This is a genomic window from Antrihabitans auranticaus, assembly GCF_016481275.1.
Taxonomy (GTDB): Bacteria; Actinomycetota; Actinomycetes; order Mycobacteriales; family Mycobacteriaceae; genus Antrihabitans.
Window position 1 is genome coordinate 696,544 of the sequence record NZ_JAEMNW010000003.1, and the last position, 26,051, is coordinate 722,594.

The following is a 26,051-nucleotide window of genomic DNA, read 5'->3' on the forward strand; positions in this document are numbered from 1 at the left end:
CCTGTGCGCGGCTAGCGAGTCCTTAGGTTCTCCACCCGCAGACTCTCCACCCGCGCACGGCCAATGATCGGAGTCGGAGTCGTGCTCTTCCAGAAGTGATACCGCAGGCAGGCGCTACGGCGCGTTCCTTTGAGTACCCCTTTGGAGGACCCATGACTTCCGTGTCCATTTCCGACCTCACCTTTTCCTGGCCCGACGGCGACCCTGCGTTCGCAGGGCTCGATGCGGTGTTCCCCGCCGGCCACACCGGCCTGATCGGCAGCAACGGCGCGGGCAAATCGACGCTGTTGCGACTCATAGCCGGCGACCTCGTCCCGGAACGCGGGTCGGTGACCGTTGCCGGCTCGATCGGGTACCTGCGCCAGACCGTCGCGCTGGACACCGAACGCAAGATCGACGAGGTGCTCGGCATCGACGGGATCAGGCGGGCGCTCGAGCGTATCGAAGCAGGCTCCGCCGACGTCGACGATTTCGACGTCGTCGGACAGCGGTGGGACATCGACGAGCGCGCACTTGCGGTACTCGGCAGGCTCGGGCTCGGTCACATTGCTGCTCGGCCGGAGCAGTTGGCTCGCACGATCGGGACATTGTCCGGTGGTGAGGCCGTTCTGTTGTCGCTGTGCGCGGTGCTGCTCGAGGAGCCGGACGTGCTGCTCCTCGACGAACCCACCAACAATCTCGACCTCGCCGCGCGGCATCGGTTGTACGACGCCGTCGCTGCGTTCGGTGGCGTGGTGATCGTCGTCAGCCATGATCGGGAATTGCTCGATCGGGCAACGTCGATCGCGGAGTTGCGAGACGGCGCGATCCGCATGTTCGGCGGCAACTTCGGCGAATACCAGCGAATCATCGAGGCAGAGCAGGAGGCAGCGCGCGCTTCGGTGCGCGATGCGCGCGGCGACGTGCGGCGGCAATCGCGTGAGCTGGTCGAAGCGCGGATCAAACTGGACCGGCGCAAGCGCTTCGCGAAGAAGGCAGAAGACGAGAAGCGTGTGCCCAAGATCATCAGTGGGCTGCGCAAGATGGCGGCGCAGGAATCGGCCGGCAAGTTGCGCAACAACCATCTCGACAAACTCGCCGGTGCCGAGGCTCAGCTGACGGAAGCCCAGAAGGCCATCCGCGACGATCGCGAGATTCGAGTGGATATGCCTGGGACACAGCTGTATCCGGGCAACGCGGTCATCGAACTGAGCGAACGCGCGCTGCGCAACGGACCGACCGTGTCACTGACGATCACGGGACCCGAGCGAATTGCTCTGATCGGCAGGAACGGCATCGGCAAGACGACGTTGCTGACCGAGATTGCCGACGCCGGACCGAAGGTGCCGTGGCGAATGCTGCCGCAGCGACTGAACATCTTCGACGATGCAGGCAGCGTCGTCGAGAACGTCGCGGCGCAGGCACCGCACGCATCCACGGAACAGATACGCGCACAGCTTGCGCGGTTCCTGTTCCGGGGAAGCGATGCGGACAAGCCTGCAGGTGCCCTATCCGGTGGTGAGCAACTGCGTGCGGCGCTGGCGATGCTGCTGCTCGGCGAGCCCGCGCCGCAGTTGCTACTTCTCGACGAACCAACGAACAATCTCGATCTGCCGAGCCTCGCGCACCTCACCCAGGCCTTGAACGACTACCGCGGCGCGTTGGTCGTCGCAAGCCATGACCTGGCGTTTCTGCGCGAGATCGGCGTCACGAGATGGGTCGAGCTCACTGAGTCGGGGCTTGGTACTCCGCCGGATCGGACACCCATTGGACTAACTGGATGACCACGCCGTTGGGGTCGAGCATTTGGAAATAGCGCTCGCCCCACGGCTCGGTTTCGATCGGCGTCGCAATCTCGACACCTTCGCCCCGCAAGCGGTCGTATTCGGCGTCGATTGCGTCGACGACGAACGCGATGAGCAGCCCGTCACCGCCGTTTCCCGCATGGGTCGCGGGCTTGAACGAGCCGAGTCCGGTTCGCAGGAAGATCAAGTTGAACCCAGCGTCCGGGCGCGACAACGACACGAACCCGTCCGCCGCCATGTCCTCGATGAAGCCGAGATGTGTCTTCGCGAAGGCGGCCGACGCTTCCGGGTTCGCGACGTTGATCGAGATTGCGGACGACGAAATTTTCATGGGATTCCCAACTGTAGGAGCGCGGTCACGCCTTTAACGTACATCGTACGGTAATTGTTCCCGCTGGTACTGTTCCCCCATGCCTGAGAAGGGACCGATCCTCGTCCTCAACGGACCTAACCTCAACATGCTCGGCACGCGGCAGCCCGAGGTCTACGGCCGGGAGACCCTGAGCGACGTCGTCGAACTCTGTAAGGACGCGGCCGCTCGGCACGGCCGCGAAATCGAGTCGTTCCAGTCGAACTCCGAGGGCGCGCTCATCGACCGGATTCACCAGGCCCGCGGCGCCGTATCCGCGATCGTCATCAACCCTGGTGGCCTTACCCATACGTCGGTAGCGCTACGCGACGCGCTGGTGATCCCCGAGGTGCCGATCATCGAGGTCCACATCTCCAACGTCCACGCGCGCGAGGAGTTTCGGCATCGCTCGTTCGTCTCCGCGATCGCCAGCGGAGTCGTCTGCGGGCTGGGGGTCTACGGTTACGTGGCCGCTATCGAGCGGCTCGCGCAGATCACATAGCGATTCGAGAACCGATCTCGCGCAGCAGGTCGGCGGCGTTGGCCATGGACCTCGCCAGGTCCGGCTCGATCTCAGCAAGGGTGTGGATCGCGGTAAATCCCGCAGCCTCGGTCTGGTCGGCGGTCAAGATGCTGCGTCCGGCGACAGCGACGACCGGTATGCCCGCCGCGTGCGCCCGTGCGGCCACACCGATCGGCGCCTTGCCGTAGAGGCTTTGCTCGTCCAGTGAGCCTTCGCCGGTGATGACGAGGTCGGCGCCGGCGAGTGCGTCCGCGAGACCGACCAGCTCGAGCACGAAGTCGGCGCCTGGCCGCTGCTGCGCGCCGAGCAGTGCGATCGCGCCGAATCCGGTTCCGCCGGCGGCACCCGCCCCCGCAGTGGTGCGCGAGTCCGTTCCCGTCACACGCGCGACCAGGCCGGCCCAGTGCGTCAGCGCTGCCTCCAGCGTTGTGCGGTCATCGCGGCCAGCCCCCTTCTGCGGTCCGTAGACGGCGACTGCACCCGAATCGCCGAGGAGCGGATTGTCGACGTCGCAGGCCATGACGAATCGACTGTCTCGAACGGCGGGATGTAGCGCGGACAGGTCGAGTCGGTCCGCGCGCAGCAAGCCCGCGCCTCCGCGCTCGACCTCCTGAGCGCCGGCGTCGAGTATCCGGACGCCGAGTGCTTGCAGCATCCCCGCACCGCCGTCGGTCGAGGCGCTGCCACCCAGTCCGATCACGATGGTGCGGGCGCCGCGGTCCAGCGCGTGGGCAATGACGATTCCGAGACCGTAAGTACTCGCACCGAGGGGGTCCATTCGCCCGTTCGGCAGTAGCACCAGCCCGACCGTGTTCGCCAACTCGATGACCGCCGTGTCGCCGCGGATCGCATACACCGAGGTCACGGGCTCGCCCGTCGGTCCGGCCGTTTCGACGTCGACGGCCTCCCAGCCTGCGGCGAGCGCCGCTGCGACAGTGCCATCGCCGCCGTCCGCAACAGGTACCTTGCGGATCGTCGCGTTCGGGTGACTTTCGCCGATGCCCGCGGCGAGCGCGTCGGCGGCCTGCGCCGCGGTCAGCGAGCCTTTGAATTTGTCGGGTGCGATGACGACGATCATGGCTAAGTCTGCGGGGCGGCTCGCGCTGTCTCAACTCGGCGCCCCCGTCGGGACCTACCGGTAAAGTCTGGGGGCATGGACACACGGGTCGAACAGAACACGGACCACAAGCGCTTCGAGATCTACGTCGGCACCCAGCTGGCGGGGCTTGCTGCCTACGAGAACGCCGATGCGAACCGCGCATTCGTGCACACCGAGGTCTATCCGCAGTTCGAGGGCCAGGGCCTGGCGAAGATTCTGATCAAGGACGCGCTCGACAAGACGCGCGCCGATGGACTCGGTGTCCTGCCGTTCTGTCCATTCGTCCACAGGTACGTTTCGAAGAATCCGGAGTACCTGGAGCTAGTGCCGAAGTGGGCGCGGGAGCGCCTGGGATTGCCGGCCGCCTAGTACCTGGCGACTGCTTCGTCGAGCGCGACCTGCATGCCCCGCGCGACTTCACGAGTGATGTCGAGCGGACGGGCAGGCAGGTCGGAGTTCGGTGTGTCGATGAAGAAGCTCGCCGACTTGAACGTTTCCTGCTTGGGCCCGTAACTCAGCCCGATGTAGACGAATGTCGGCTTCACGCCGAGCTTCATCGCCCGGGCTGCGATGTGCCCGATACCGCTGCCGACCGGTTGCACCTTGGTGGGGTCCTCGAGATTGCACGTGCCCTCGGGAAACACTGCGAGGTCGTCGCCGCGCGCCATCCGCTCGGCGCAGATGTCCATCATGCGCTGGCCTGCCGCGTTGACCGCGCGGATGCCGTGGTTCTTGCCGCGGAAGACGGGAATCCCGCCCATCATGTCGACCTTTCCGCGCTGCTCGGGCTCCTCGAACAGTTCGTCTTTGGCTAGCACGCGGGACTTGCCGATGGTCGGCCGCAGCGGGCTGCGCGCTGCCATCGCAGCGACGGTGTACGGATCGCTCGTGCTCAGGTGATTGACCGCGACGATGATGCGCGAGTTCGACTTCACGAGTTCTTTCAGTTTCGCCTTCGCGCCTTCGCGGTACTCGATCCGTGGACGGTACTTGAACCCCAGAATCGCGTACGACGCCTGAGCCCGCAGCCAGTTCTGCTTGTGCGCCAGGTAGTAGTCGTAGACCGCGTCGCTGTTCTCGAGTATGACCTCGGGTGGTTCCATAGCGGTGACTCTACGATGCGTCGCCCGGGGTCGCCGGGCCGAGGATGCGGCGCACCAGGATCGGCAGGACCTCGTCCGCGGAGTAGTCCGCTCCGATCGACGTGGTCAGCAGGTCGAACAGCAGACCGTCGACCGCGTAGTGCAACAGGGCGATCTCCAACGGGCCGCCGGGTAGTCCGGCGTCGCGGTTGTAGTCGACATCCATCCGATATGCCCTGGTCAGGGTCTCGCGAAGCACTTTGGCCAGCCCGGGATGGCGTGTTCCCTCGAGCCGCAACTCGAAGAGTGCGCGCATCAGATCGGGTTCGGCGGTGGTGCGCTCGACGATGTAGCGGACGTAGTCGGTGGCGAGGTCGATGCTCGGCTGGCGCGCGCCGAGTTGCTCGAGTCGTTGCGGATCGGGCGCGAGGCGCTCGAAGATGCGCTCTCCCAGCGCGCCGAGAAGTTCGTCGCGGGAGCGGAAGTAATTTGCCGCTGTGCCCTCGGGAGCGCTCGCTTCGCGGTCCACAGCCCGGTGCGTGAGACCACGGGTGCCGGCATTGGCCAGTACCCGCAGTCCAGCATCGGACAAATGCGCGCGCCGTTCTGGATTGGCCACCATGTGGCGACACTAGCAGAACCACAACAGCCGTGGTAGTTTAACCACAACAGAAGTGGTAGTTAAAGACCTGGAGGCACCTTGCGAACCCTGACCTACTACATCGCGACGACGATCGACGGCTTCATCGCTGCGCCGGACGGCTCGCCCGACGCGCTTCCGGTGACGGGTCAGCACTTGGAAACCATTGCTGCGGAGTACCCGGAGACGCTCCCAGTCCATGTGCGCTCGGCTCTGGGTGTGCCCGAGGACGCCCCGAACAGGCGTTTCGACACGATCTTGATGGGTCGCAAGACCTACGAGCCGACGATCGCCGCGGGCTTCACCAACGTTTTTCCGCATCTTCGCAGCTACGTCTTCTCGCGGTCGCTGGAAATAGACGATCCGACTGTCGCGGTTGTCGCCGGCGACCCCATCGAGGAGGTCCGCAGGCTCAAGCAGGAAGAAGGCCTGGGTATCTACCTGTGCGGCGGCGCCGACCTTGCGGGACAGTTGCTGCCCGAGATCGACGAACTCGTCGTGAAGTGCTATCCGTTCGTCCTCGGCGCGGGCATCCCGATGTTCGCTGGATCGCACGGCCCGCTGCCGTTCGCGCTGGTGGACACCAAGACGCACACGAACGGCGTCGTCTTCAACAGCTACCGCCGCGCTGTCTGATTGCGCTCCCGGTCGATAAGATCGATGCGATAGTGGTCGGGAATATTCGGTCGCAGCGCGTCGTTTTCGACAGGTAGTTGAACATTGAACTAGTTTGGGAGGCCATCATGGCTGCAGTTACCGCCGATACGCTCACGTTGCCGCGGCTGTCCGAGGCCACGCTCGGTGACCAGGAACGGCGCGTCAAATCCATCACGACGGGCCCCAAGGGCTACGAGGGTGAGGGCTTCCCGGTAACCCGCGCCTTCGCCGGCGTCCCGATGGCAGACCTCGACCCGTTCATTCATATGGACCAGATGGGTGAAGTCGACTACGCGCCGGGCGAGCCCAAGGGCACCGACTGGCACCCGCACCGTGGCTTCGAAACAGTTACCTACATGATCGACGGACGCTTCCAGCACCAGGACAGCCACGGCGGCGGCGGGTTGATCGAGGACGGTGCCACCCAGTGGATGACGGCGGGGTCCGGCATTCTGCACATCGAGACGCCGCCGGAAGAACTTGTCATGTCGGGCGGTGTGTTCCACGGCGTCCAACTGTGGGTGAACCTGCCGTCGTCGGCGAAGTTCGCGGCACCGAAATATCAGAGCATCGGCGGTGGCCAGGCGACTCTCGTCAGCTCCGCCGACGGTGGTGCCCTGGTGCGGATCATCGCCGGTGAGTTGGGCGGCAATGCGGGTCCGGGTTCGACCTACACGCCGATCACGTTGGCGCACGCAACGATCCAGCCCGGCGCGCAGCTTTCGACGCCGTGGTCGCCCCTGCAGAACGCACTCGTCTACGTGCTGTCCGGCGCGGGGACAGTCGGCGCCGAACAGCGGCCCATTCGCCAGGGCCAACTGGCGGTGCTCGGTGCCGGTGACCGAATCACCCTCGCGGCGGACCGATCTCAGGATTCCAACCGGCCGGCGCTCGAGGTCCTGCTACTCGGTGGACAGCGCATCGGTGAACCCGTCGCAATGATGGGACCGTTCGTAATGAACACCCGTGCGGAGTTGATCGCCGCGGTCGAGGACTACCAATCGGGACGGTTCGGTGTGATTCCGGACGGCGCGATCATGCCGCACCGCCAGCGCTGAATTCGTCTGCTCTGCTTAGCATTTCGCACATTTCCGGGTCGCCGTGGGGGCCGACCCGGAAAGCGACGCGCGACGCACGTGAGGCAATTCGCGGACGATCTTGGAAAGTGATCGTAGGCTTGCGGGGCAGGGTAGCGCCGGAAGGAGAACGGCATGGCCGCACCAGCGACACCGCACATCGATGTGCATCGCGGCGGTGACCGACTCAAGACCCGTGTCGCGTGGCTCGATTCCAAGCATTCGTTTTCGTTCGGGCAACACTACGATCCGGACAACACCCATCACGGCCTGTTGCTGGTCAACAACGACGACATCGTCGCGCCGGGCGAAGGTTTCGACACTCATCCGCACCGTGACATGGAAATCGTGACGTGGGTGCTCGAGGGCAGCCTCGTACATCAGGACTCGATCGGGCACTCGGGCGTGATCTACCCCGGGCTTGCGCAGCGGATGAGCGCTGGATCGGGCATCCTGCACTCGGAGAAGAACGACTCGTGGCGGCTAAGCGGCGAAATTCATTCCAATCCAGTGCATTTCGTGCAGATGTGGGTCGCACCCGACGAGCCCGGCAGCACGCCCGGCTATCAGCAGCAGGAAGTCGAGCCGGACCTTGCAGGCGGCGATCTGATCGCCATAGCGTCCGGGATGGACCGCTACCGGGACTTCGCAGCAATCGGGATCAGGAACCGGCATGCCGCGCTGCACGCGGCCCGGCTACAGCCCGGCAAACCGATCGTCCTACCGGACGCACCGTTCCTACATGTCTTCGTGACGCGCGGCGAGGTTTCTATGGAAGCGGTCGGGACGCTGTACGCGGGCGATGCCGTGCGGTTGGGCAATACCGGCGGCCAGCGGATAGTCGCGCAGGCTCCCGCGGAAGTGTTGGTCTGGGAAATGCACGCCCGGCTGGCTGGATCGCCCTAGGCGACGGCGCCCGGCGGGCACGAGTCGGTGGGTCTCGGCATACTGGAACCCGTGACGTCTGACGTAGCCCAGCAACCGACCGTGCAATCAGGGATCGATCTCAGTCATCGCGACGAGGTGACCCGTGTCCAAGACGACCTCTTCGTCCACGTCAACGGGCGCTGGCTCGACGAGTACAAGATTCCTGCGGACCGCGCAGTCGACGGTGCCTTCCGGACGCTCTACGACCAGGCCGAGATCGATGTACAGACGATCATCCAGGAAGCAGCGGACTCCAAGGCCGAACCCGGCACCGATGCAGCGCGGATCGGTGATCTGTTCGCGAGTTTCATGGACGTCGACGCCGTCGAGAGCGCGGGGCTCGAACCGATCGCGCAAGAGCTCGCAGCCATTCGCGACGCGGGCGACCATGACACGCTGGCGGCAGTCCTCGGCCGGCTCCAACGGACCGGTGTCGGCGGTGCGATCGGGCATTACGTCGATACCGATGCCAAGGATTCGACGCGCTACCTGATGCACTTCGCGCAGTCGGGACTCGGCTTGCCCGACGAGTCCTATTACCGCTCAGACGAATACGACGAGATTCGCGCCGGCTACCTCGCGCACATCGGGCGGATGTTCGAGCTCGCAGGGGTCTCCTACGACCCCGCGACCGTCCTCGAGCTCGAGCGCAAGCTCGCCGCGCACCACTGGGACGTGGTGAAGCGCCGCGACGCGGAACGCAACTACAACCTCGTCTCCTTCGACGCCCTCGTGACCGGAAGCCCCGGCTTCAACTGGATCGCCTGGGTCAGTGCACTCGGCGCGTCGTCGGAAGACTTTGCCGAAATCGTCGTGCGGCAACCCAGCTTCGTTCGTGAGTTCGCCGCGCTGTGGACAGGGGAATCGATCGAGGACTGGCGAGCGTGGCTGACCTGGCGGCTCATCCATTCGCGTGCCCCCTATCTCACGGGCGCCGTCGTCGACGAGAACTTCGCCTTCTACGGCCGCAAGCTCACAGGTGCCGAGGAGAATCGCGAACGGTGGAAGCGCGGCGTCTCGCTCGTCCAGGACCTGCTGGGTGAAGCGGTCGGCAAGCTGTACGTCGAGCGGCACTTCCCTGCCGCGGCGAAGGTGCGAATGCTCGAGCTGGTCGAGAATCTGCAGGAGGCGTACAGGCGCAACATCGCCGACCTCGAATGGATGAGTCCGGTAACGCGGTCGGCAGCGCTCGAGAAGCTCGACAAGTTCACACCCAAGATCGGCTATCCCGACAGGTGGCGCGACTACACGGGCCTCGAGATCGACGCCGCCGACCTGGTCGGCAACTACAGGCGGGGTTACGCCGCCGAGTACGACCGTGACCTGGGCAAGCTGGGTGGTCCGGTCGATCGCGACGAGTGGTTCATGACCCCGCAGACCGTCAACGCGTACTACAACCCGGGCATGAACGAGATCGTGTTTCCAGCGGCAATCCTGCAGCCGCCGTTCTTCGATGCCGATGCGGACGACGCCGCGAACTACGGCGGAATCGGCGCCGTGATCGGTCACGAGATCGGGCACGGTTTCGACGACCAGGGCGCGAAGTACGACGGCGACGGCAATATGGTCGATTGGTGGACCGATGACGACCGCACCGAGTTCGGTAAGCGGACGGCAGCGTTGATCCAGCAATACGGCGAGTTCGAGCCGAAGGCGCTGCCCGGGCACAAGGTGAACGGTGAGTTCACGATCGGCGAGAACATCGGCGATCTGGGCGGTCTGTCGATCGCGCTCGAGGCATACAAAATCGCGCTGGACGGTAAGGAAGCGCCCACCATCGACGGGCTGACCGGTCTGCAGCGGGTGTTCTTCGGCTGGGCGCAGGTCTGGCGCACCAAGGCCCGCAACGAAGAGGCAATACGCCGCCTCGCAATCGACCCGCATTCACCGCCGGAGTTCCGCTGCAACGGGGTCGTTCGCAACCTCGACAGCTTCCACGACGCGTTCGATGTCGAGCCGGGTGATGCGCTCTACCTCGAGCCCGAGCAGCGGGTTCGGATCTGGTAGCGGGGTCAGCCGCCTGAAACGAAAGGACCGCCCGAGGATTTCTCCTCGGGCGGTCCCTTTTTGCTCAGATGTCAGATCAGCCGTTGACCAAGGCGACGGTGTCGCCGGGGCGGACGTTGTTGAAGTACCACGCCGCGTTCTCGGTGCTCAGGTTGATGCAGCCATGGCTGACGTTCGAGTTGCCCTGCGAACCGACCGACCACGGTGCCGCGTGGACGAAGATTCCGCTCCACGTGAGGCGCGTGGCGTACTCGACGTCGACCTTGTAGCCCTCGGGCGAGTTGACCGGCACGCCGTAGGTCGAGGAGTCCATGACGATGTCGCGGTTCTTCTCGATCACCGGGAAGGTGCCGTTCGGAGTTTCGTGTCCGCGCTTGCCCATCGATGCCGGGAAGGTGCGGATGACGTCGTTTCCGAGCTTGACGACGAACGTGTGCGCTGCCGCATCGCCAACCGCGGTGAACGAGTCGCTCACCTGGAAGACGGTGCGTGCACCGGCAACCTCGACGCTGACTGCGGTGCCGCGCGGCCAGTAGTCGGCCGGCACCCACTGCAGGTGGCGGTCGTCGACCCACTGGAAATCGCCCGGGACGCCGGTCGAAGGTGCGATGTGGACCGAGTTCTCCGCGGCGACACGATCGACGATCTGCGACTTGTAGAAGATGTCGATCGGCTGGTGACCGCCGACGACGGAGCCTGCGGCCGGTCCGACCGTCGGTGTGAAGCTACCGGGGATCGCGAACGGCGGCGGCGGAGTCGAGCCGGGCGGTACCGGAGCGATCAGCGCGGGGAGCCCCGGAATGTCTGGCCCGCCGGGCCAGAGTGGGTCGGCGCTGACCGGTGTGACCACTGCGAGGCCGGTCGCCACAACTCCGAGCGCAGCGAGCGTGGCGCGAGCGCCCCAACGGCTTCGACCGGATCGATTCGACGTCGTCACCGTGTTCTCACGGTTGCTTCTCATACCCGTTTCCTGCCATCCCTACTCGTTGTCTGCACGCACAAGCGAGCCAACATTCAATAACGACTGTGTCACGTCCCCTATCAATTAACACATATGTCAGCGTTACAGGCCAATCAAAGCGATGTATTTGCGAGCACAGTAGGTGCACGTGTGACTGGTGTTACCCGTGGTTCGACAGCACTGGGAAGCTTGTCAATTACCGTGAAGCGAATAGCCCTGCGTGGCGCTGTTGCCGAATTGTGAGCAATTGCGGCCGACGCCCTGTTTCTCCGGTTTGGACGTGCCGAGACACGGTTCGATCGAAGCGTCGCTCAGCCGATCGGAAACGCTCCGAACGGCGTCGCAAAGCATGCGCGACCGCTGCGAGCGTCGAATGCCAGGGCTGCCGTGCCTTCGCACAGCACCCCCTCCTCGGCCGTCCCCGCAACGAGCGCTCGTGACCCGTTCACCGCAAAAGCGATCGAGAAGGTGCCACCGTCGACGGAGGTGATCGCGACGCTGTCAGGACCGACGCCGATGGCCGTGGGGATGCCACTGTCACCTTCGCTGGCGCCGACACCGCCGTTCACGCCGATACCCAGCGAATTCGCCGTTCCCTCGCCGTTCGCGTAACCGATGCCGTCGAGAGCGTAGGCAAGTCCTCGCCCTGACTGACTCGACGCCGAACCGCAGGCCGCGGCCTGGTCGATCTGCATCGAATAATTCCCACGATCGGAAATGCATTGCAGTGCAACGGCATTCGCTGACGCAGGCGCGACTGCAGCGGCGCCGGAAGCGGCCACTGCGCACACGACTAAACCAAGAACCTTCATAAGCGCCACTCCCCGATTCGCACCGCCTCGGGTCCAGCTTACTCACGCCGCAAGACCACCCCGACCGCGTTGTGCAGACCGGTGGCAACTCGAGATCAGAAAAATATGTGAAGGCTCAGCGGAGTCGCCGTCGATCGTCGACAGCTAGCAGATCACTCTCTGCCCGGGATGTGCTGAATCGCCCAGGTATTGCCATCGGGGTCGCTGAAGAACACGAAGTTTCCCCACGGATAGCGTTCGACCTCGCTTACCTCGACACCCCGTCCGGCGAGTTCGGCTCGCGCGGCGTCGATATCGGGGACCACGATCTGCATGCCCCGCACCGAGCCCGGCGCGGCATCCGACAGTCCGGTGCCGATCGATATGGAACAGGCCGATCCCGGCGGCGTCAGCTGTACGAAGCGAACGTCGTCGCTGACCTGATGGTCGTGGTCGGCGACGAAACCGACCTTCTCCGTGTAGAACGCCTTAGCGCGGTCGACGTCCGAGACGGGCACCGAGATCAGTTCGAGTTTCCAGTCCATTGCAGAGCTCCCCTCAGCTGCGTGTGAAATTGCGGTGTCCCAATTGCGGTGTTCGACAGTTGTGCGAGTGTCCAACTTGTCGTGATCAGACTAAAGGGACGGTCCGACAAGTTGTGGTGACTCCGGGCGTAGATTTGGAGGCCGTGGTCACCGCACAGCCGCCGACGGGAACGCTCCCGCGTCTGAGCTCGGCATCGGGGCGCTGGATAGTCGCCGCGACCGTGCTCGGTTCCTCGGTGGCGATGCTCGACGGTACCGTCGTCAACATCGCGCTGCCCAGGATCGGCGAGGCCCTCGATGCCGATGTCGCAGGCCTGCAATGGACCCTCAGTGGCTACACACTCACGCTCGCTTCGTTCATTCTCCTGGGCGGCGCGCTCGGCGACAGGCTCGGGCGGCGCAAAGTATTCGTCTGGGGCACTATCGGATTCGCCATCGCATCCATGCTTTGCGGTCTTGCCTGGAACATCGAAGTGCTCGTCGCAGCCCGGATTCTGCAGGGCATTGCGGGAGCGCTGTTGACGCCCGGCAGCCTGGCACTGATCTCGGCCTCGATCGATCGGGAAGATCGCGGAGCGGCGATCGGAATCTGGTCGGGTCTCGGCGGTGTGGCGGGCGCAATCGGTCCGCTGCTAGGCGGCGCACTGGTCGAGGTCGCCGGTTGGCGATCCGTCTTCTTCCTCAATTTGCCGTTGTGCGTCGCGGTCGTACTGGTGGCGATTCGCCATGTGCCGGAGAGCAAAGATCCGAACCCACCCGGAAAGCTCGACATGCTCGGTGCGCTCGTCGTCGCACTCGGCCTCGGCGCACTGACATACGGGCTGATCGACGCGGCAATCGCGTACTCGGCACTCGGCCTTGTGCTGCTTATCGGTTTCGTCGTTATCGAGCTGCGCAGCGACCACCCACTGGTGCCGCCGCGCCTGTTCGCCTCGCGCATCTTTCTCGCAGCGAACCTCGTCACCTTTGCCGTGTACGCGGCGCTCGGCGGGGTGTTCTTCCTACTGTTGCTGCAGTTGCAATTGGTCGCGGGTTACACGCCGCTTGCCTCTGGTGTCGCCACGATCCCGATCACGCTGCTGATGCTCGCGTTGTCGGCTCGTGCCGGGCGTTGGGGCCAGCGCGTCGGACCACGGATGCCGATGACGATCGGACCAGTGGTCGCCGCGGTCGGCCTGTTGCTCATGCTCCGGATCGACACCGACGCGTCCTACTGGCTCGATGTGCTGCCGGGCATCGTCGTCTTCGGTCTCGGTCTTTCGATACTTGTGGCGCCTTTGACCGGCGCGGTACTCGGCTCGGTGCCCACTGCGGAAGCCGGTATCGCATCCGGCGTCAACAACGCTGTGGCACGAACAAGCCAGCTCCTGGCTGTCGCTGCCCTCCCCGGTCTCGCGGGCCTGACCGGGTCGGCATTCGGTGACACTGACCAGTTCGCCCACGGATTCCGGGTCGCGATGATGATCTGCGTGGGACTGTTGCTGCTAGGCGGAGCCCTGGCAGCGACCATGATCAAGAAGCCCACACGCGAAGAAGTGCCCGATTGCGTCGATTGCAAACCGCACTGCGGCATCAACGGTCCAGCGATTCAGCCCCGCTCGACCCTGACCGAAGGAGTTCGATGACCACCACAGGCCAGCCCGATATCAAACCGCGGAGTCGCGACGTCACAGATGGACTGGAAAAGGCCGCGGCCCGCGGCATGCTGCGTGCAGTGGGCATGGGCGACGCGGACTTTGCCAAGTCGCAGATCGGCGTCGCGTCGTCGTGGAACGAGATCACCCCGTGCAACCTTTCGCTGGACCGGTTGGCGAAGGCATGCAAGGACGGAGTTTTCGAAGGCGGCGGCTACCCGCTCGAATTCGGGACGATATCCGTCTCCGACGGCATATCGATGGGCCACGAAGGAATGCACTTCTCGCTCGTCTCACGAGAGGTTATCGCCGACAGCGTCGAGACGGTGATGATGGCCGAGCGACTGGACGGATCGGTGCTGCTGGCCGGCTGTGACAAGTCGTTGCCCGGAATGCTCATGGCGGCAGCGCGTCTCGACCTCGCGAGCGTCTTCCTCTACGCCGGATCGATTCTGCCGGGCATTGCGAAGATGTCCGACGGCACCGAGAAGGAAGTCACGATCATCGACGCCTTCGAGGCCGTCGGGGCATGTGCTCGCGGACTGATCAGTCGCGCAGACGTCGACGCGATCGAACGCGCGATCTGTCCGGGCGAAGGCGCCTGCGGCGGGATGTACACGGCAAACACGATGGCGAGCGCGGCCGAAGCGATGGGAATGTCGTTGCCGGGCAGCGCCGCACCACCCGCGACGGATCGTCGCCGCGACGGATACGCTCGTCGTAGCGGTCAGGCGGTCGTCGAACTGCTTCGCCGCGGAATCACGGCCCGCGACATCATGACGAAAGAGGCCTTGGAGAACGCGATCGCGGTCGTCATGGCCTTCGGCGGATCGACGAACGCGGTACTCCACCTGCTCGCGATCGCGCACGAAGCGGAAGTCGCTCTCACCCTCGACGACTTCGCGCGGATCGGTGCGAAGGTGCCGCACCTCGCCGACGTGAAACCGTTCGGCCGCCATGTCATGACCGATATCGACCGCATCGGCGGCGTGCCAGTGATGATGAAGGCACTGCTCGATGCAGGACTGCTGAATGGTGACTGTCTGACGGTCACCGGCAAGACCGTCGCGGAAAACCTCGCCGATATTGCGCCGCCCGACCCGGACGGAAAGGTGCTCCGAGCACTGTCGGAGCCGATCCATCCGACCGGCGGCATCACGATCCTGCGCGGTTCGCTGGCGCCGGGCGGCGCTGTCGTGAAGTCCGCCGGTTTCGACTCGAGCGTATTCACCGGGACCGCACGCGTTTTCGACCGCGAACGGGCGGCAATGGATGCACTCGAGGACGGCACGATCACGAACGGCGACGTGGTCGTCATCCGCTACGAGGGTCCCAAGGGCGGGCCGGGAATGCGCGAAATGCTGGCCATCACGGCAGCGATCAAGGGTGCCGGCCTCGGAAAGGATGTGCTGTTACTGACGGACGGCCGGTTCTCGGGCGGCACGACCGGACTGTGCGTCGGGCACGTTGCGCCCGAAGCGGTCGACGGCGGACCGATCGCCTTCGTACGGGATGGTGACCAGATCGAACTCGACGTCGCAAACGGCACCTTGAACGTGCTCGTGGACGAGGCAGAAATCGCGAAGCGGAGGGAAGGATGGGCGCCCCTGCCGCCGCGCTACAACCGCGGCGTTCTCGCGAAGTACTCGAAACTGGTCGGCTCGGCGTCTTACGGGGCGGTCTGCGGCTAGCAGCAAAGCGGGGCAGAAAACAGTTCGGGCTCGATCGGCGGAATCCGCTGATCGAGCCCGAGTTCTGTAAGAAGGTCAGATAGGCCGGTAGCCAGCGCCGACGCCACCACGAGCATTGATGTCGTCGAGGATGGTCGTGATGTTCGTGCCGACCTCGGGACCGACACACGGTGCGAGGAGGTAGGCGTTGACCATTCCGACGAGCGTGGAGCCGATGACGACCGGGGCACCGGAGTCGCCCTCGATCACGCACATCTGCGACCAGGTCTCGACGTTGGAACCGAAGATGTCACCGTAGGCGAGCCCGCACGTGTTTCCGGTGGTGCGGCCTTCCTTGCACACGATGTTGGGGAACGCCGCCGGGAGGCCGATGCCGGTGATCGTGGCGTTGCCGACCCGGTTGACGGGTACGACCTTCGACCGGTCGAACTCGATGACCGCGTAGTCGAGTTCCTCGATCGACGAGGTGAAGCGGCCGATGACGCCGAGGCTTGTGTTGCTCTCCGCCTTCACCACGGATCCCGGGCCACCACAGTGGCCAGCGGTGATTCCGACGAGGCGGCCTGCGCCGTCGTTCCCGATCGTCGTCAGGGTGCATTCGAATTTGTCGTCGATGATGATGCCCGAGCCGCCGCCCATCACCGCAACGGGTGCGGCGGCTGCGATACCGGAACCGAGTAGGGTTGCGGCAGCGGCGAGCCCAGCTACAAGCAACACGAGTTTCTTGATCAATGTCCCTCCAGACGTCGCCCCGAACCATACCAACACGGTGCTGCGGGAGGGGCCGCGCCAATCTAATCGGCAGAGCCTAACGCAGCAAGTGCAGCGCGCGCCTCCTCTAACTGTCGGTTCAGATCCGAGATGCGATTCGTTACAGCTGTCCGCGCGGCAGACAACACGGCGTCGACCGCATCGCGGGCTGTGCTGTCGTCCAATTCGGCGACGGCGCGCTCCACCGCTTCGGGCTTCACCGGATTTGCCTTGCCCGGTGGGCGAGGTCCGTAGGCGACGCTGACCGTCCAATTGTCTTCCGGCCCACCGTGAATCGTGACGAGCACGCCGTCCTGCAGTTTCTTGGGCACGCGCGCGGCACCACGTTTCGGTTTGGGATCCGCAGGTGGGACCGGATCTGGGGTCGGGTCGGAAGGGCTTCGTTCGGCAGTCGGCGCAGGCTTCTGCGCCGGCGCAGGAGTTGTAGTCGGCACGGGCTTGGGTGCAGTCACCGGCTTGGCTACCGCTTTCGGTTGTGGCGCCGGCTTACGTTCCTGCTTGGGCGCCGGGGCGAGGCGGGTGAGTCGGATCTCGTCGAGCTCGAAAGGCAATTCGTCGTCGACTCCGCGCGGGCTGACGATCACCGTCGAACCGTCGATTCGGACGACGCGAGCCGAAGTCCCGGCTGGGAGGTCGAGGCTCGGCATCGGATCGCGTAGATAAACAGTCGCGCGCTTGCCGGAGGCAAGCGCGGCTTGCAGCGTGGCGACATCGTCAGGTGTCAGCGCTGCTTCGGTTCCCGACCGGCGACGGGGTGGCATTTCACGAACCTCATTCTTCGGCGAACAATTTGTTGCCCACACCCTGGCACAACCGACCGACATACGATGACCCCGCAGCCGACAGTGAGGGGAGCAACACGTGAGCGAGCCGCAGGACCCGCCGGGCGGGTCTGGCGCCGGGAAGTGGTCGGCAGCCTTTGCCGCCGAGGTCGAGCCGGTTTTGTTAGGCGGCCCAGCGGAATACACGCTGGACGATGTCTGTGCACGGGTCGGGATCTCACGTTCGCGCGGCGGTCGCCTCTGGATGGCGCTCGGCTTCACTGTCGATCCGGACCCGAAGGCAGCAATGTTCACCGCCGCCGACGTCGACGCGTTCCAGGTGATGGCGGACCTGGTCGAGAAGGGAATCGTCGACGACCCAACCCAACTCGCGATCGCACGAACGCTCGGCCATTCGATGGCCCGGGTCGCGGAATGGCAGGTCGACGTGCTGAATGCGCATCTCGCGCAGCAGGCCGATCCGAAGGACGGCGAAGCGGTTGCCCGGCAAACCATCTCGTCGCTGCAAGAATTGCAGAACTATGCGTGGCGTCGGCACCTCGCCGCCGCGGCCGACCGGTCGACCCACGATCTCGAGACCGACTCGGAGAACCGCACGCTCGCAGTGGGGTTCGCCGACATTGTCGGCTATACGCGGTTGACCCGTCATCTCGACACCGCCGAACTGGCAGCGCTGATCGAAACATTCGAGTCCGGCACCACCGAAACCATCACCGGCAACGGCGGCTGGGTCATCAAGAACGTCGGCGACGAAGTGATGTTCGCCGCCGAGCGTCCGGCCGATATCGCAGCGATCGCGTTCGGGCTCGCCGATCAGCGGATGGATCCCGAGCACGGCGACGTCGCGGTTCCGCCGCTGCGAATCGGTCTCTCCTACGGCCCGGTGCTGCAGCGGTTCGGCGATCTGTACGGTCCGGTGGTCAATATCGCCGCCCGGTTGACGGGTGTCGCCCGTCCGGGCACGATCCTCGTGGACTCAGGCCTCGCGTCGAAGCTCACGGAAGTGCCCGGAGCGCGGCTGGTTTCGCTTCGACCTGTTCGGGTGCGTGGTATCAGCCGACTGCGTGCCCATGTTCTGCGCCGGGATTGACACGCCGAGTTTGGTTAGGCGCGCCCGCGCAAGCATCGGTACTGGAACAGTTCATGCGGAAGTATCCATGGACCGACAATCGCTGTGCTTTGATTTGACTCAGCTCACCCATGGGGCGTCGACGTGGCCCACGGCATAGTAGGGTGCGCTGCGTGGGTGCGCGAGTGCCTTGCTTACGTGTTCGTTTGAGGAAGTGAGGTTGTCGTGGTCGCGACGAAGGACCGGCGGGAGCCGAAGCAGTCGTCGGTCGCCTCCGCGGGGCGATGGGCCAAGGGGTACTACCAGGATCATCCGAAGCGCTCGCTAGAGACGTTCGGCCGCCAGATCAGCATGGGTGGCCAGGCGCTTTCCGAGCTGACGGTGGATATCTTCAAGCGGAAGTTCCCGTTCCAGGAATTCGTGAAGCAGTGCGCGTTCATGGCGAACGTCGCCGCTCTCCCAACGCTTCTCGTGGCTATCCCGATCGCCGTGACGGTGTCGATTCAGCTCGGCGCGATCGTCGGCCAGGTCGGTGCCACGTCGTTCCTCGGCGCTGCGAACGGTCTGGGAATCATCCGGCAGGGCGCGCCGCTGGTGACGTCGTTGATGATCGCCGGGGCGGTGGGGTCCGCCATTTGCGCGGACCTCGGCTCCCGAACTATTCGAGAAGAGATCGACGCCATGAAGGTCATGGGTGTCGATCCGATGCGGCGGCTCGTCGCACCCCGGCTTGCCGCGGCCATGCTGGTCAGCGTCCTGCTCTGCGGTTTCGTGGTGTTCGTCGGCTTCCTGATGGGCTACTTGTTCAACATCTTTGTGCAGGGCGGAGTTCCGGGCTCGTACGTTTCGACGTTCGCGGCATTCGCGGTGGCGAACGACCTGATAGTCGCGTTGCTGAAAGCTCTCATATTCGGGTTGCTGACGGCGATCATCGCCTGTGACTGCGGGCTGAACACCCGCGGCGGCCCGGGCGGTGTCGCCAACTCGGTGAACTCAGCGGTCGTCACGTCGGCGCTGATGCTCTTCGCGGTGAACATCATCCTCACCCAGATCTACAACACTCTCTTCCCGACAGAGTTGGTGTGATGTGACTACTACCTATGTACCTCCGCTACTACGGCCGCTGTATGCGCTCAAGAGCGCCGCGGGCGCGCCGAAGGGTCTTATCGCCAAAGCGGGACATCAGCTTTTCTTCCTGGTGAAGTCCATCGGCTCCATGCCGATCGCGGTGAAGCAGTACCCGAAGGAAGTGTGGCGACTGCTTTCCGACGTCACGTGGGGTAACGGCTCGATCGTCGTCGGTGGCGGAACGATCGGCGTCATCATCATTCTGAGTGCGTTCGGTGGCATCACCGTCGGCCTGGAGGCCTTCACCGCGCTCGACCTCCTCGGTATGGGTCCGTTGACCGGCGGTGTTTCCGCGTTTGCAACGACCCGCGAGATCGGTCCGCTGCTGGCGGCCGCGGCCTTCGCGGCCCAGGCCGGTTGCCGATTCACCGCGCAACTCGGGTCCATGCGCATCGCCGAGGAGATCGACGCACTCGAGTCGGTGGCCATCCGGCCGCTGCCCTACCTCGTCAGCACGCGCATGATCGCGGCGATGATCGCGATCGTGCCGCTGTACTGCATCGGCCTGGCTGTCGCGTATCTGTCCTGCCGGGTGACTGTCACGCTTGTCGGTGGCACCGCCGGCGGTACCTACATGCACTACTTCCACACGTTCTTGATCAGCACCGACCTCATCTATTCGCTAGGTAAGGCGATCATCTTCGTCGGTGTGGCGACGTTCATTCAGTGCTATTACGGCTTCTTCGCCTCGGGTGGTCCCGAAGGCGTGGGTGTGGCCGCGGGACGCGCCATCAAGATGGTGTTCATCATGGTCGTTTTCATGAATATGTTCCTGACACTTGCAATTTGGGGTATTGAGCCCGGCATCAGGATCTCGGGATGAGGAACAAAGTATGATCATCGATCCGAGCGGACGCGGTCCGACAATGCGCCAGCTGGTGATTGCGGGCATCGTCTTTTTCGTAGTCGTTGCTCTTTTGCTCGGCCTACTGCTGCTTCGCTACACGGGCTATTTCAAGGACACCGTCGACATCGACGCGATCATGCATTCGACCGGTGACGGTCTGGATCCGAACGCCGACGTCAAGTTCCGTGGCGTCCTTGTCGGTTCGGTCGACGGCGTGAACATCGCGGCCAAGGGCGAGGAACAACGGGTCAAGATCCTGTTGAACCCCGACTACGCGAGCGATATCCCGGCGAACGTGACGGCCCGAGTCGTTCCCAGCAACGTGTTCGCGGTGACGTCGATCGAACTCATCGATCCGAGCGATCCGGCGTCCGAAAAACTGTCCGCAGGCGACGAAATCAAAGAGGACACGAGCAAGGAGTCCATCGCGCTGCAGACGACGCTGACCACGTTGCGGACGATTCTCGACGAGATCGATCCGGCGCGGCTCGGCAAGGTACTGACGACGTTGTCCCAGGGGCTGGACCCGTCCTACCGCGTAGCGGGCTCGTCCATCGAACGCCTCGACCGCCTGATCACCGCGATCGATACCGGTACTCCCACCGGCGAGGATCTGCTGAGCAACATGAGCGCGGGTATCGGCGCGCTGAACGAATCTGCGCCCGAACTGCTGAATGTTCTCGGTGAGGCCGTCACGACGGCCCAGACGCTGACGAACAAGCAGGCGCAGTTCGAGGCCGTGCTCTTCGGTGGCGGTTTGACAGTCGACTCGCTGAACAGCCTGTTCGCGCGGAACCCGGATGTGGGCAAGTCGCTCGTCGGAAACGGCGCAACGATCTTCGGTGCCCTCGGTTCGGATTCCGGCGCGATCGCAGGGTCGATCCCGAACCTCGCGAAGGCGCTCACGGGTGTCAACAGCGTCATCAAGCCGGGTCCGGGCCGGCCTCGCGACTACATCGAGCTCACGATTCAGGCGTCGTTCACCCCCTTCAAGCCCTACACGCAGGCTGATTGCCCGCGCTACGGCTCGATGGTCGGACCGAACTGCGCGACCGCGCCGGCCGTCGCCGATCCTGGCTTCCTGCCCCCGCAGCTGTGGCCGCGGCGGCTCGACTCCGCTGGACCCGCGCCTGTGATTGCGTTCCCACCCCTGCCGGGTGTGCCGAGCATGCCGCAGATCCCAGGGTTGCAGTTGCCGCCCGGAATCGAGATCCCCGGTGTGACAACCCCGGCCTCGACCCAGGTTCCAGGCGTGATTCCCGCGGCGTCCTACGTCGGTCCGGCCGCGGTGACCGCGGTGGTCGGCGAAAAGCCGGACTTCATGCAGATGCTCTTGCTCGGTTCCGCGTTGCGCGGAACTGCGCTGCAGGTCAACTCGACATCCGGAGGAGGTGAACGCTGATGAGTATCCGTAAGCCTCTGATCGGTTTCAGTCTGTTTGCAGTAATAGCGTTGCTGTTGACGTGGGTTATCTGGGCGACGCTCCAGCGGGGCGTGGACGGCGAGACGAATTCGTACTCGGCGACCTTTACCGACGTTCTCGGCCTCAAGGCCGGCGACGACGTCCGTATGGCCGGTGTTCGCGTCGGTCGTGTCGACAAGATCGAACTGACCGGTGAGAACCTCGCCAAGGTCGACTTTGCCGTCCAGTCGGATCAGGAGATATTCCGCAACACCCGGGCACTGGTGCGGTACCAGAACCTGATCGGTCAGCGGTATGTCGCACTGGATGATCCGCGAGACAAGAAGACCGACCAGCCCATCGGCGAGCGGACCCCGCTCGAAAGCGGCGGCGAGATCCCGTTGGAGCAGACCGAACCCTCGTTCGACGTATCTGCCCTGCTCGGTGGCCTGCAGCCGCTCTTCGAGGTGCTGCAACCGGACCAGATCAACTCGCTGTCCGAAACCTTCATTCAGGCGCTGCAAGGCGATCAGGTTTCGCTCAGCGGGTTCCTCACGCAGGCCGCGGCGCTTGCCACGACGTTCAACGATCGTGACGCGCTGCTGACCGACGTGATCAACAACCTCAGCGGCGTGGTCAACGGGTTGGCGGCACGCAGCGGTCAATTCGAAACACTGCTGGCGCAGACCAGAACGCTCGTCGCAGGCCTGTACGTCCAGGGCCAGGAATTGCAAGGCTCCACGGTCCGCATCGCGGACGCGACCACGTCACTCGTCGGCTTGGTGGACAAGGTGCGTCCGACCTTGGACCGAGCCCAGGATTCGACGACGCAGGCGCTGAACCTGTTGCTTGCAGCCGGCCCGAAGATGGATCAGCTTGCTTACGACGGTCCCGCGGTCCTGACCGACCTCGCTCGGACAACGTCCGAGGGTGGCTGGATCACGCTGTATTTTTGCCTCTTGGATGTCTCGCTCTACGGAGTGCTCTTCCCACGAAATCTGTGGACCCAAGTCGGCGGTAACGCCCATTCGGAGGTGTGCCGCTGATGGTCAGCAAACTGAAATCGCGGTTCCACGGGAACAAGAACTTCTGGCTGGGGATCATCGGATCTCTGCTGATCTTCTTGCTGGTGATCGGCTCCACGCTGTTCAAGGAAGCGGGAATCGGCGAAAAGACGATCGACGCCGAGTTCGAGCAGGCGGCCGGCATGACGGCGGGTCAGAAGATCCGTGTCGCCGGTATCGAGGTCGGCCAAGTGAAGGACCTGAAGCTCGACGGTAATCGCGTTCTCGCGACGTTCAGCATCGAGAAGGGTCTGGAGCTCGGCGCCGACGCAACGGCCGAGATCAAGATGGCGACGATCCTCGGCACGCAGTACGTGGCACTGGATCCCGGCAACCCGGACAACGGGGAGCTCGAAGGCCGTCTGCTGAACACCAAGGTGCCGTTCAGCCTCGCAAAGGTCGTCAACGAGTCCGATCCGCGGTACGAGAACCAGTTCGACCGGCTCGAACAGATCGACACGAAGCAGCTCGCGCAGTCACTGGAAGTGCTGAATCAACAGTTCAGTGATCCGGCCGCGTGCCCGGAGGAAGTCAACGCCGACAACCCGCCCGACGAGCCGGCACTCTGCGCGAAGTTGATTTCGCAGTCGCTCGACAGCGTCGGTGTGCTCGCCGGAATCATCTCCGAGCGCAAGGACCAGTTCGACGCGCTTCTGAAGAACCTCGACCAGGTCAGCACGGTGCTGAGCGACAACCGCAACGGCGTTCTGGTTGTCATCACGCAGGGCCAGCAGATCGCCGAGCGAGTCATGCAGCGGCAGACGTTGATTCGTGAGCTGCTGAACAACGTCGCGACGCTGTCGGGTCAGCTCGAAGAGATGGGCCTGGAGAACGACAACCAGCTCGGTGGACTCATCCAGCAGCTGAACACGCTTTCCGAGGGCCTGGACAAGAACAGAGATCAGCTCGCGCGCTTGCTGCAGATCTTCCCGGTCACCGCGCGCCAAGCGAACAACGCATTCGGCGACGGCAACTACGTCAACGCAAGCACAGGTTGGCTCTTCCCGGATAACTGGCTGTGCTTCGCGCACGTAATCGAAGGGTGCCAGGGATGAGGGTTCGCTCGATAGCAACAGCAATGGTGGTCTGCGCGTCGGCAACATTCGCGACGTCCTGCTCGATGCTTCCGGCTTCGCTCGGCGGCGACAAGATCACGTTCACCGCGGATTTTGCGAACGTCGCGGGTATGTACGAGGGCAACGAGGTCGCCATCCTGGGCTTGCCGGTCGGCACGATCGACAAGATCGAGCCGATGGGTCGCCTCGTTCGCGTCGAAATGACTGTCGATGGCGACGTGAAGATTCCGGCCGATGTGAAGGCGGCGGAGGTCTCCCCCTCCGTGGTCACCAACCGGCACATCGAGCTCGTCCCCGCCTACTCGGGCGAAGGGCCGACACTCGCTGACGGCGACCACATCCCGCTCGAGCGCACACGAACACCCGTTTCGCTGGACCGCGTGCTCAAGTCCCTGGACCGGATCACCGCGGACCTACAGGGGACCGGTCCAGAAGGCGCGCCCGGACCGCTCTCGGGACGCATTCTCTACAACGCGCTCAACGGAAACGGCGACAAGCTCAGGGACACCATCCAGTCTTTGTCGACGGCACTGCAGATCGGTATCGACAACAGGGATGCGGTCACCGACTCGATCGTCAAGCTGAACGAGCTGACGACGATCGTTGCGGAGAACGACCAGTCCTTGCGTGAGTTCAGTTCGAACGTAACGAATTTGACCGGCATCCTTGCCGATCAGGCACCCGGACTGAACGCTGTTCTCGATCAGCTGGATGCGTTCCTGCGCAACACCTCGACGGTGCTGGCGGAGAATCAGGATCAGTTGACGGGTTCGCTGGTCCGGTTGGGCAGCACGGCTGAGCTCCTGCGTGAGAACGCTCGAAATTTGACCGAGCTGATCGATGTCGGTCCGTTGCTGTTCCAGAACATCAACAACGCGATCAGCTACGACACGCATCAGATCCGCGTTCACGCGCTTCTGGACCGTTCGATTCTGGACGGCGAACTGGTGTCGCTGTTCTGCGAGCGAATTCAGATGAAGGCCGATGGCTGCCGGACCGGAAAGATGATCGATTTCGGGCCGGATTTCGGACTGACCGAGGCCATGCTGGGGATTACGAAATGACCTTTACGCGAAGTTCGAAAGTAGCGGCGCTGGTACTGGTCGCCGGAATCAGTGCGACAGGTTGTGGACTGACGGTCGACAGCCTGCCGCTCCCCAAGCCGGGAGTCGACGGCGATGCCTACGAGGTGAAGGCGGAGTTCGACAACGCTCTCAACCTGCCGGCCGACGCCAAGGTCAAGGTCAACGGTTCGGACATCGGCGTGGTGACGGCAATCTCCACGAAGGATTTCAAAGCCAACGTCACGATGGAGATCGAGAGCGTCGTCGAGCTGCCGTCCGAGGGAACACGGGCCGAGCTGCGGCAGGCGACTCCCCTCGGTGACGTCTTCATCGCCATCTCCTTCGACAAGCTCAAGCCCGGTGAGGAGTTGCTGAAGGACGGCGGCACCATCACCAAGACATCGGCGGGCGCGACAGTCGAGCAGCTGCTGATGTCTGCGACCACGTTGATCAACGGCGGTGCGCTGACCGAAGCAGCACGGATCATGTCCGAGGTCAGCTCCATGGTCAGTGGCCGCGGACCGACGATTCAGCACCTGATCCAGAAGTTGACGAGCGTCGTCGGCACACTGAACGAGCGCACCGACGCACTCGACGGAACGCTGAAGCAGACCGACACGCTGTTGGCGACGTTGAATCAACGTTCCGACGATCTCGGTCGGATTGCCGACTCCATCCCGTCGATGATCTCGGTGCTCGCGCAGAACAATGCGACGATCGGCGACCTGCTCGCGAAAACAGCAGAGGCCAGCAGCGCGCTCGGTGACTTCGCCAATACGTCGGGCGATCAGCTCAACGATCTTCTCGGCAGTGTCGACAACGTCATGACGGGCATCACCGGCTGGCAGGACAAGCTCGAGCAATTCGGCGACATCGTCCACACCCTCACGCCGAAGATCAACTCTGCGACTCGGGCGGGTGCCATCAACAGTGACCTGATCATCGACAGCCTGAGCATCGGGCCGCTGTGGGATTCAGGAAGCCGGTGGCCGGATCTGTCCGATGTCAACGCGCTGGTCGTGAGCCTCACCGAGGTGCTCGGCCATGTGTACCAACGTATTACGACTGGGGGCAACTAACAT

At 64.0% G+C, this 26,051-nt stretch carries 26 protein-coding genes; 17 read left to right on the forward strand and 9 right to left on the reverse strand.

The window, feature by feature from the left end; genetic code table 11:
- Positions 1-152 precede the first annotated feature (152 nt).
- A complete protein-coding gene (locus JGU72_RS17475; RefSeq protein WP_199685195.1) occupies positions 153-1,763 on the forward strand; it encodes an ABC-F family ATP-binding cassette domain-containing protein in 1,611 nt (536 codons plus the stop codon).
- Here the strand turns inward: JGU72_RS17475 and JGU72_RS17480 are convergent.
- On the reverse strand, positions 1,705-2,115 hold the full coding sequence (locus JGU72_RS17480; RefSeq protein WP_199685196.1) for a VOC family protein: 411 nt from the start codon (positions 2,113-2,115) through the stop codon (positions 1,705-1,707). The genes JGU72_RS17475 and JGU72_RS17480 overlap by 59 nt on opposite strands.
- A 79-nt stretch (positions 2,116-2,194) precedes the next feature.
- Here JGU72_RS17480 and aroQ point away from each other — a divergent pair, with 79 nt between their 5' ends.
- Positions 2,195-2,635, forward strand: a complete 441-nt coding sequence (gene aroQ, locus JGU72_RS17485; protein WP_199685197.1) for a type II 3-dehydroquinate dehydratase — start codon at positions 2,195-2,197, stop codon at positions 2,633-2,635.
- Here the strand turns inward: aroQ and JGU72_RS17490 are convergent.
- A complete protein-coding gene (locus JGU72_RS17490) occupies positions 2,628-3,734 on the reverse strand; it encodes a glycerate kinase (RefSeq protein ID WP_199685198.1) in 1,107 nt (368 codons plus the stop codon). The genes aroQ and JGU72_RS17490 overlap by 8 nt on opposite strands.
- Before the next feature lie 75 nt (positions 3,735-3,809).
- On the opposite strand from JGU72_RS17490, the gene JGU72_RS17495 reads away from it, so the two are divergent.
- Positions 3,810-4,124: a GNAT family N-acetyltransferase gene (locus JGU72_RS17495; protein WP_199685199.1), complete on the forward strand. Its 315-nt coding sequence runs from the start codon at positions 3,810-3,812 to the stop codon at positions 4,122-4,124.
- Here the strand turns inward: JGU72_RS17495 and JGU72_RS17500 are convergent.
- Together JGU72_RS17500 and JGU72_RS17505 are read right to left on the reverse strand one after the other, a co-directional pair.
- Positions 4,121-4,858 carry a lysophospholipid acyltransferase family protein gene (locus JGU72_RS17500; protein WP_199685200.1) on the reverse strand — a complete coding sequence of 246 codons (738 nt, stop codon included), beginning with the start codon at positions 4,856-4,858 and terminating at the stop codon, positions 4,121-4,123. The two genes, JGU72_RS17495 and JGU72_RS17500, sit on opposite strands and share 4 nt — an antisense overlap.
- A gap of 10 nt (positions 4,859-4,868) precedes the next feature.
- Positions 4,869-5,459 carry a TetR/AcrR family transcriptional regulator gene (locus JGU72_RS17505; RefSeq protein ID WP_199685201.1) on the reverse strand — a complete coding sequence of 197 codons (591 nt, stop codon included), beginning with the start codon at positions 5,457-5,459 and terminating at the stop codon, positions 4,869-4,871.
- A gap of 78 nt (positions 5,460-5,537) precedes the next feature.
- On the opposite strand from JGU72_RS17505, the gene JGU72_RS17510 reads away from it, so the two are divergent.
- The 4 genes from JGU72_RS17510 (at position 5,538) to JGU72_RS17525 (ending at position 10,144) form a co-directional block, all read left to right on the forward strand.
- Entirely contained in the window at positions 5,538-6,113 is a 576-nt protein-coding gene (locus tag JGU72_RS17510) for a dihydrofolate reductase family protein (protein WP_199685202.1), read from the forward strand.
- Positions 6,114-6,220: 107 nt separating this feature from the next.
- Positions 6,221-7,192 (forward strand): pirin family protein, encoded by a 972-nt coding sequence (locus JGU72_RS17515; RefSeq protein ID WP_199685203.1) that lies wholly within the window; start codon positions 6,221-6,223, stop codon positions 7,190-7,192.
- A 153-nt stretch (positions 7,193-7,345) separates the two neighbouring features.
- The gene (locus JGU72_RS17520) at positions 7,346-8,116 is read left to right on the forward strand and encodes a pirin family protein (RefSeq protein WP_199685204.1); all 771 of its coding nucleotides are present in this window, start codon (positions 7,346-7,348) and stop codon (positions 8,114-8,116) included.
- Between the two features lie 51 nt (positions 8,117-8,167).
- The gene (locus JGU72_RS17525; protein WP_307828488.1) at positions 8,168-10,144 is read left to right on the forward strand and encodes a M13 family metallopeptidase; all 1,977 of its coding nucleotides are present in this window, start codon (positions 8,168-8,170) and stop codon (positions 10,142-10,144) included.
- Between the two features lie 76 nt (positions 10,145-10,220).
- Here the strand turns inward: JGU72_RS17525 and JGU72_RS17530 are convergent, their stop codons facing one another.
- The 3 genes from JGU72_RS17530 to JGU72_RS17540 all read right to left on the reverse strand — a co-directional run bounded on the left by JGU72_RS17530 (position 10,221) and on the right by JGU72_RS17540 (position 12,441).
- Positions 10,221-11,105 carry a L,D-transpeptidase gene (locus JGU72_RS17530; RefSeq protein ID WP_199685205.1) on the reverse strand — a complete coding sequence of 295 codons (885 nt, stop codon included), beginning with the start codon at positions 11,103-11,105 and terminating at the stop codon, positions 10,221-10,223.
- Between the two features lie 311 nt (positions 11,106-11,416).
- On the reverse strand, positions 11,417-11,917 hold the full coding sequence (locus tag JGU72_RS17535) for a DUF6764 family protein (protein ID WP_307828489.1): 501 nt from the start codon (positions 11,915-11,917) through the stop codon (positions 11,417-11,419).
- Positions 11,918-12,069: 152 nt separating this feature from the next.
- A complete protein-coding gene (locus JGU72_RS17540) occupies positions 12,070-12,441 on the reverse strand; it encodes a glyoxalase superfamily protein (protein ID WP_199685207.1) in 372 nt (123 codons plus the stop codon).
- A 143-nt stretch (positions 12,442-12,584) separates the two neighbouring features.
- Here JGU72_RS17540 and JGU72_RS17545 point away from each other — a divergent pair, with 143 nt between their 5' ends.
- Both JGU72_RS17545 and ilvD read left to right on the forward strand, forming a co-directional pair.
- A complete protein-coding gene (locus tag JGU72_RS17545; protein ID WP_307828490.1) occupies positions 12,585-14,066 on the forward strand; it encodes an MFS transporter in 1,482 nt (493 codons plus the stop codon).
- Positions 14,063-15,766: a dihydroxy-acid dehydratase gene (gene ilvD / locus JGU72_RS17550; RefSeq protein WP_199685208.1), complete on the forward strand. Its 1,704-nt coding sequence runs from the start codon at positions 14,063-14,065 to the stop codon at positions 15,764-15,766. The genes JGU72_RS17545 and ilvD overlap by 4 nt, the downstream gene beginning before the upstream one ends.
- A 75-nt stretch (positions 15,767-15,841) precedes the next feature.
- Here ilvD and JGU72_RS17555 read toward each other — a convergent pair whose 3' ends face one another.
- Positions 15,842-16,498, reverse strand: coding sequence for a chymotrypsin family serine protease (locus JGU72_RS17555; protein ID WP_199685209.1), 657 nt, complete (start codon positions 16,496-16,498; stop codon positions 15,842-15,844).
- Positions 16,499-16,560: 62 nt separating this feature from the next.
- On the reverse strand, positions 16,561-17,298 hold the full coding sequence (locus JGU72_RS17560; RefSeq protein WP_199685210.1) for an NfeD family protein: 738 nt from the start codon (positions 17,296-17,298) through the stop codon (positions 16,561-16,563).
- Between the two features lie 100 nt (positions 17,299-17,398).
- Here JGU72_RS17560 and JGU72_RS17565 point away from each other — a divergent pair, with 100 nt between their 5' ends.
- The 8 genes from JGU72_RS17565 (at position 17,399) to JGU72_RS17600 (ending at position 26,048) form a co-directional block, all read left to right on the forward strand.
- Positions 17,399-18,409 (forward strand): adenylate/guanylate cyclase domain-containing protein, encoded by a 1,011-nt coding sequence (locus JGU72_RS17565; RefSeq protein WP_199685211.1) that lies wholly within the window; start codon positions 17,399-17,401, stop codon positions 18,407-18,409.
- 204 nt (positions 18,410-18,613) lie between these two features.
- Positions 18,614-19,474, forward strand: coding sequence for an MlaE family ABC transporter permease (locus tag JGU72_RS17570; protein ID WP_307828491.1), 861 nt, complete (start codon positions 18,614-18,616; stop codon positions 19,472-19,474).
- A 1-nt stretch (position 19,475) separates the two neighbouring features.
- Positions 19,476-20,339, forward strand: a complete 864-nt coding sequence (locus tag JGU72_RS17575; RefSeq protein ID WP_199685212.1) for an ABC transporter permease — start codon at positions 19,476-19,478, stop codon at positions 20,337-20,339.
- A 10-nt stretch (positions 20,340-20,349) separates the two neighbouring features.
- Positions 20,350-21,765 (forward strand): MlaD family protein, encoded by a 1,416-nt coding sequence (locus JGU72_RS17580; RefSeq protein WP_199685213.1) that lies wholly within the window; start codon positions 20,350-20,352, stop codon positions 21,763-21,765.
- Positions 21,765-22,811 carry an MCE family protein gene (locus JGU72_RS17585; protein ID WP_199685214.1) on the forward strand — a complete coding sequence of 349 codons (1,047 nt, stop codon included), beginning with the start codon at positions 21,765-21,767 and terminating at the stop codon, positions 22,809-22,811. Before JGU72_RS17580 ends, JGU72_RS17585 begins: the two co-directional genes overlap by 1 nt.
- Positions 22,811-23,884, forward strand: coding sequence for an MlaD family protein (locus JGU72_RS17590; RefSeq protein ID WP_199685215.1), 1,074 nt, complete (start codon positions 22,811-22,813; stop codon positions 23,882-23,884). Before JGU72_RS17585 ends, JGU72_RS17590 begins: the two co-directional genes overlap by 1 nt.
- The gene (locus JGU72_RS17595; protein ID WP_199685216.1) at positions 23,881-24,969 is read left to right on the forward strand and encodes an MCE family protein; all 1,089 of its coding nucleotides are present in this window, start codon (positions 23,881-23,883) and stop codon (positions 24,967-24,969) included. Before JGU72_RS17590 ends, JGU72_RS17595 begins: the two co-directional genes overlap by 4 nt.
- Positions 24,966-26,048 carry an MCE family protein gene (locus JGU72_RS17600; RefSeq protein WP_199685217.1) on the forward strand — a complete coding sequence of 361 codons (1,083 nt, stop codon included), beginning with the start codon at positions 24,966-24,968 and terminating at the stop codon, positions 26,046-26,048. The genes JGU72_RS17595 and JGU72_RS17600 overlap by 4 nt, the downstream gene beginning before the upstream one ends.
- Positions 26,049-26,051: the final 3 nt, after the last annotated feature.

Bases quoted from the DNA above. Each gene is read 5' to 3' on its own strand.
- JGU72_RS17475 (WP_199685195.1), top strand. From the start codon at position 153: ATGACTTCCGTGTCCATTTCCGACCTCACCTTTTCCTGGCCCGACGGC.
- JGU72_RS17480 (WP_199685196.1), bottom strand. From the start codon at position 2,115: ATGAAAATTTCGTCGTCCGCAATCTCGATCAACGTCGCGAACCCGGAA.
- aroQ (WP_199685197.1), top strand. From the start codon at position 2,195: ATGCCTGAGAAGGGACCGATCCTCGTCCTCAACGGACCTAACCTCAAC.
- JGU72_RS17490 (WP_199685198.1), bottom strand. From the start codon at position 3,734: ATGATCGTCGTCATCGCACCCGACAAATTCAAAGGCTCGCTGACCGCG.
- JGU72_RS17495 (WP_199685199.1), top strand. From the start codon at position 3,810: ATGGACACACGGGTCGAACAGAACACGGACCACAAGCGCTTCGAGATC.
- JGU72_RS17500 (WP_199685200.1), bottom strand. From the start codon at position 4,858: ATGGAACCACCCGAGGTCATACTCGAGAACAGCGACGCGGTCTACGAC.
- JGU72_RS17505 (WP_199685201.1), bottom strand. From the start codon at position 5,459: ATGGTGGCCAATCCAGAACGGCGCGCGCATTTGTCCGATGCTGGACTG.
- JGU72_RS17515 (WP_199685203.1), top strand. From the start codon at position 6,221: ATGGCTGCAGTTACCGCCGATACGCTCACGTTGCCGCGGCTGTCCGAG.
- JGU72_RS17520 (WP_199685204.1), top strand. From the start codon at position 7,346: ATGGCCGCACCAGCGACACCGCACATCGATGTGCATCGCGGCGGTGAC.
- JGU72_RS17530 (WP_199685205.1), bottom strand. From the start codon at position 11,105: ATGAGAAGCAACCGTGAGAACACGGTGACGACGTCGAATCGATCCGGT.
- JGU72_RS17535 (WP_307828489.1), bottom strand. From the start codon at position 11,917: ATGAAGGTTCTTGGTTTAGTCGTGTGCGCAGTGGCCGCTTCCGGCGCC.
- JGU72_RS17540 (WP_199685207.1), bottom strand. From the start codon at position 12,441: ATGGACTGGAAACTCGAACTGATCTCGGTGCCCGTCTCGGACGTCGAC.
- ilvD (WP_199685208.1), top strand. From the start codon at position 14,063: ATGACCACCACAGGCCAGCCCGATATCAAACCGCGGAGTCGCGACGTC.
- JGU72_RS17560 (WP_199685210.1), bottom strand. From the start codon at position 17,298: ATGCCACCCCGTCGCCGGTCGGGAACCGAAGCAGCGCTGACACCTGAC.
- JGU72_RS17580 (WP_199685213.1), top strand. From the start codon at position 20,350: ATGATCATCGATCCGAGCGGACGCGGTCCGACAATGCGCCAGCTGGTG.
- JGU72_RS17585 (WP_199685214.1), top strand. From the start codon at position 21,765: ATGAGTATCCGTAAGCCTCTGATCGGTTTCAGTCTGTTTGCAGTAATA.
- JGU72_RS17590 (WP_199685215.1), top strand. From the start codon at position 22,811: ATGGTCAGCAAACTGAAATCGCGGTTCCACGGGAACAAGAACTTCTGG.
- JGU72_RS17595 (WP_199685216.1), top strand. From the start codon at position 23,881: ATGAGGGTTCGCTCGATAGCAACAGCAATGGTGGTCTGCGCGTCGGCA.
- JGU72_RS17600 (WP_199685217.1), top strand. From the start codon at position 24,966: ATGACCTTTACGCGAAGTTCGAAAGTAGCGGCGCTGGTACTGGTCGCC.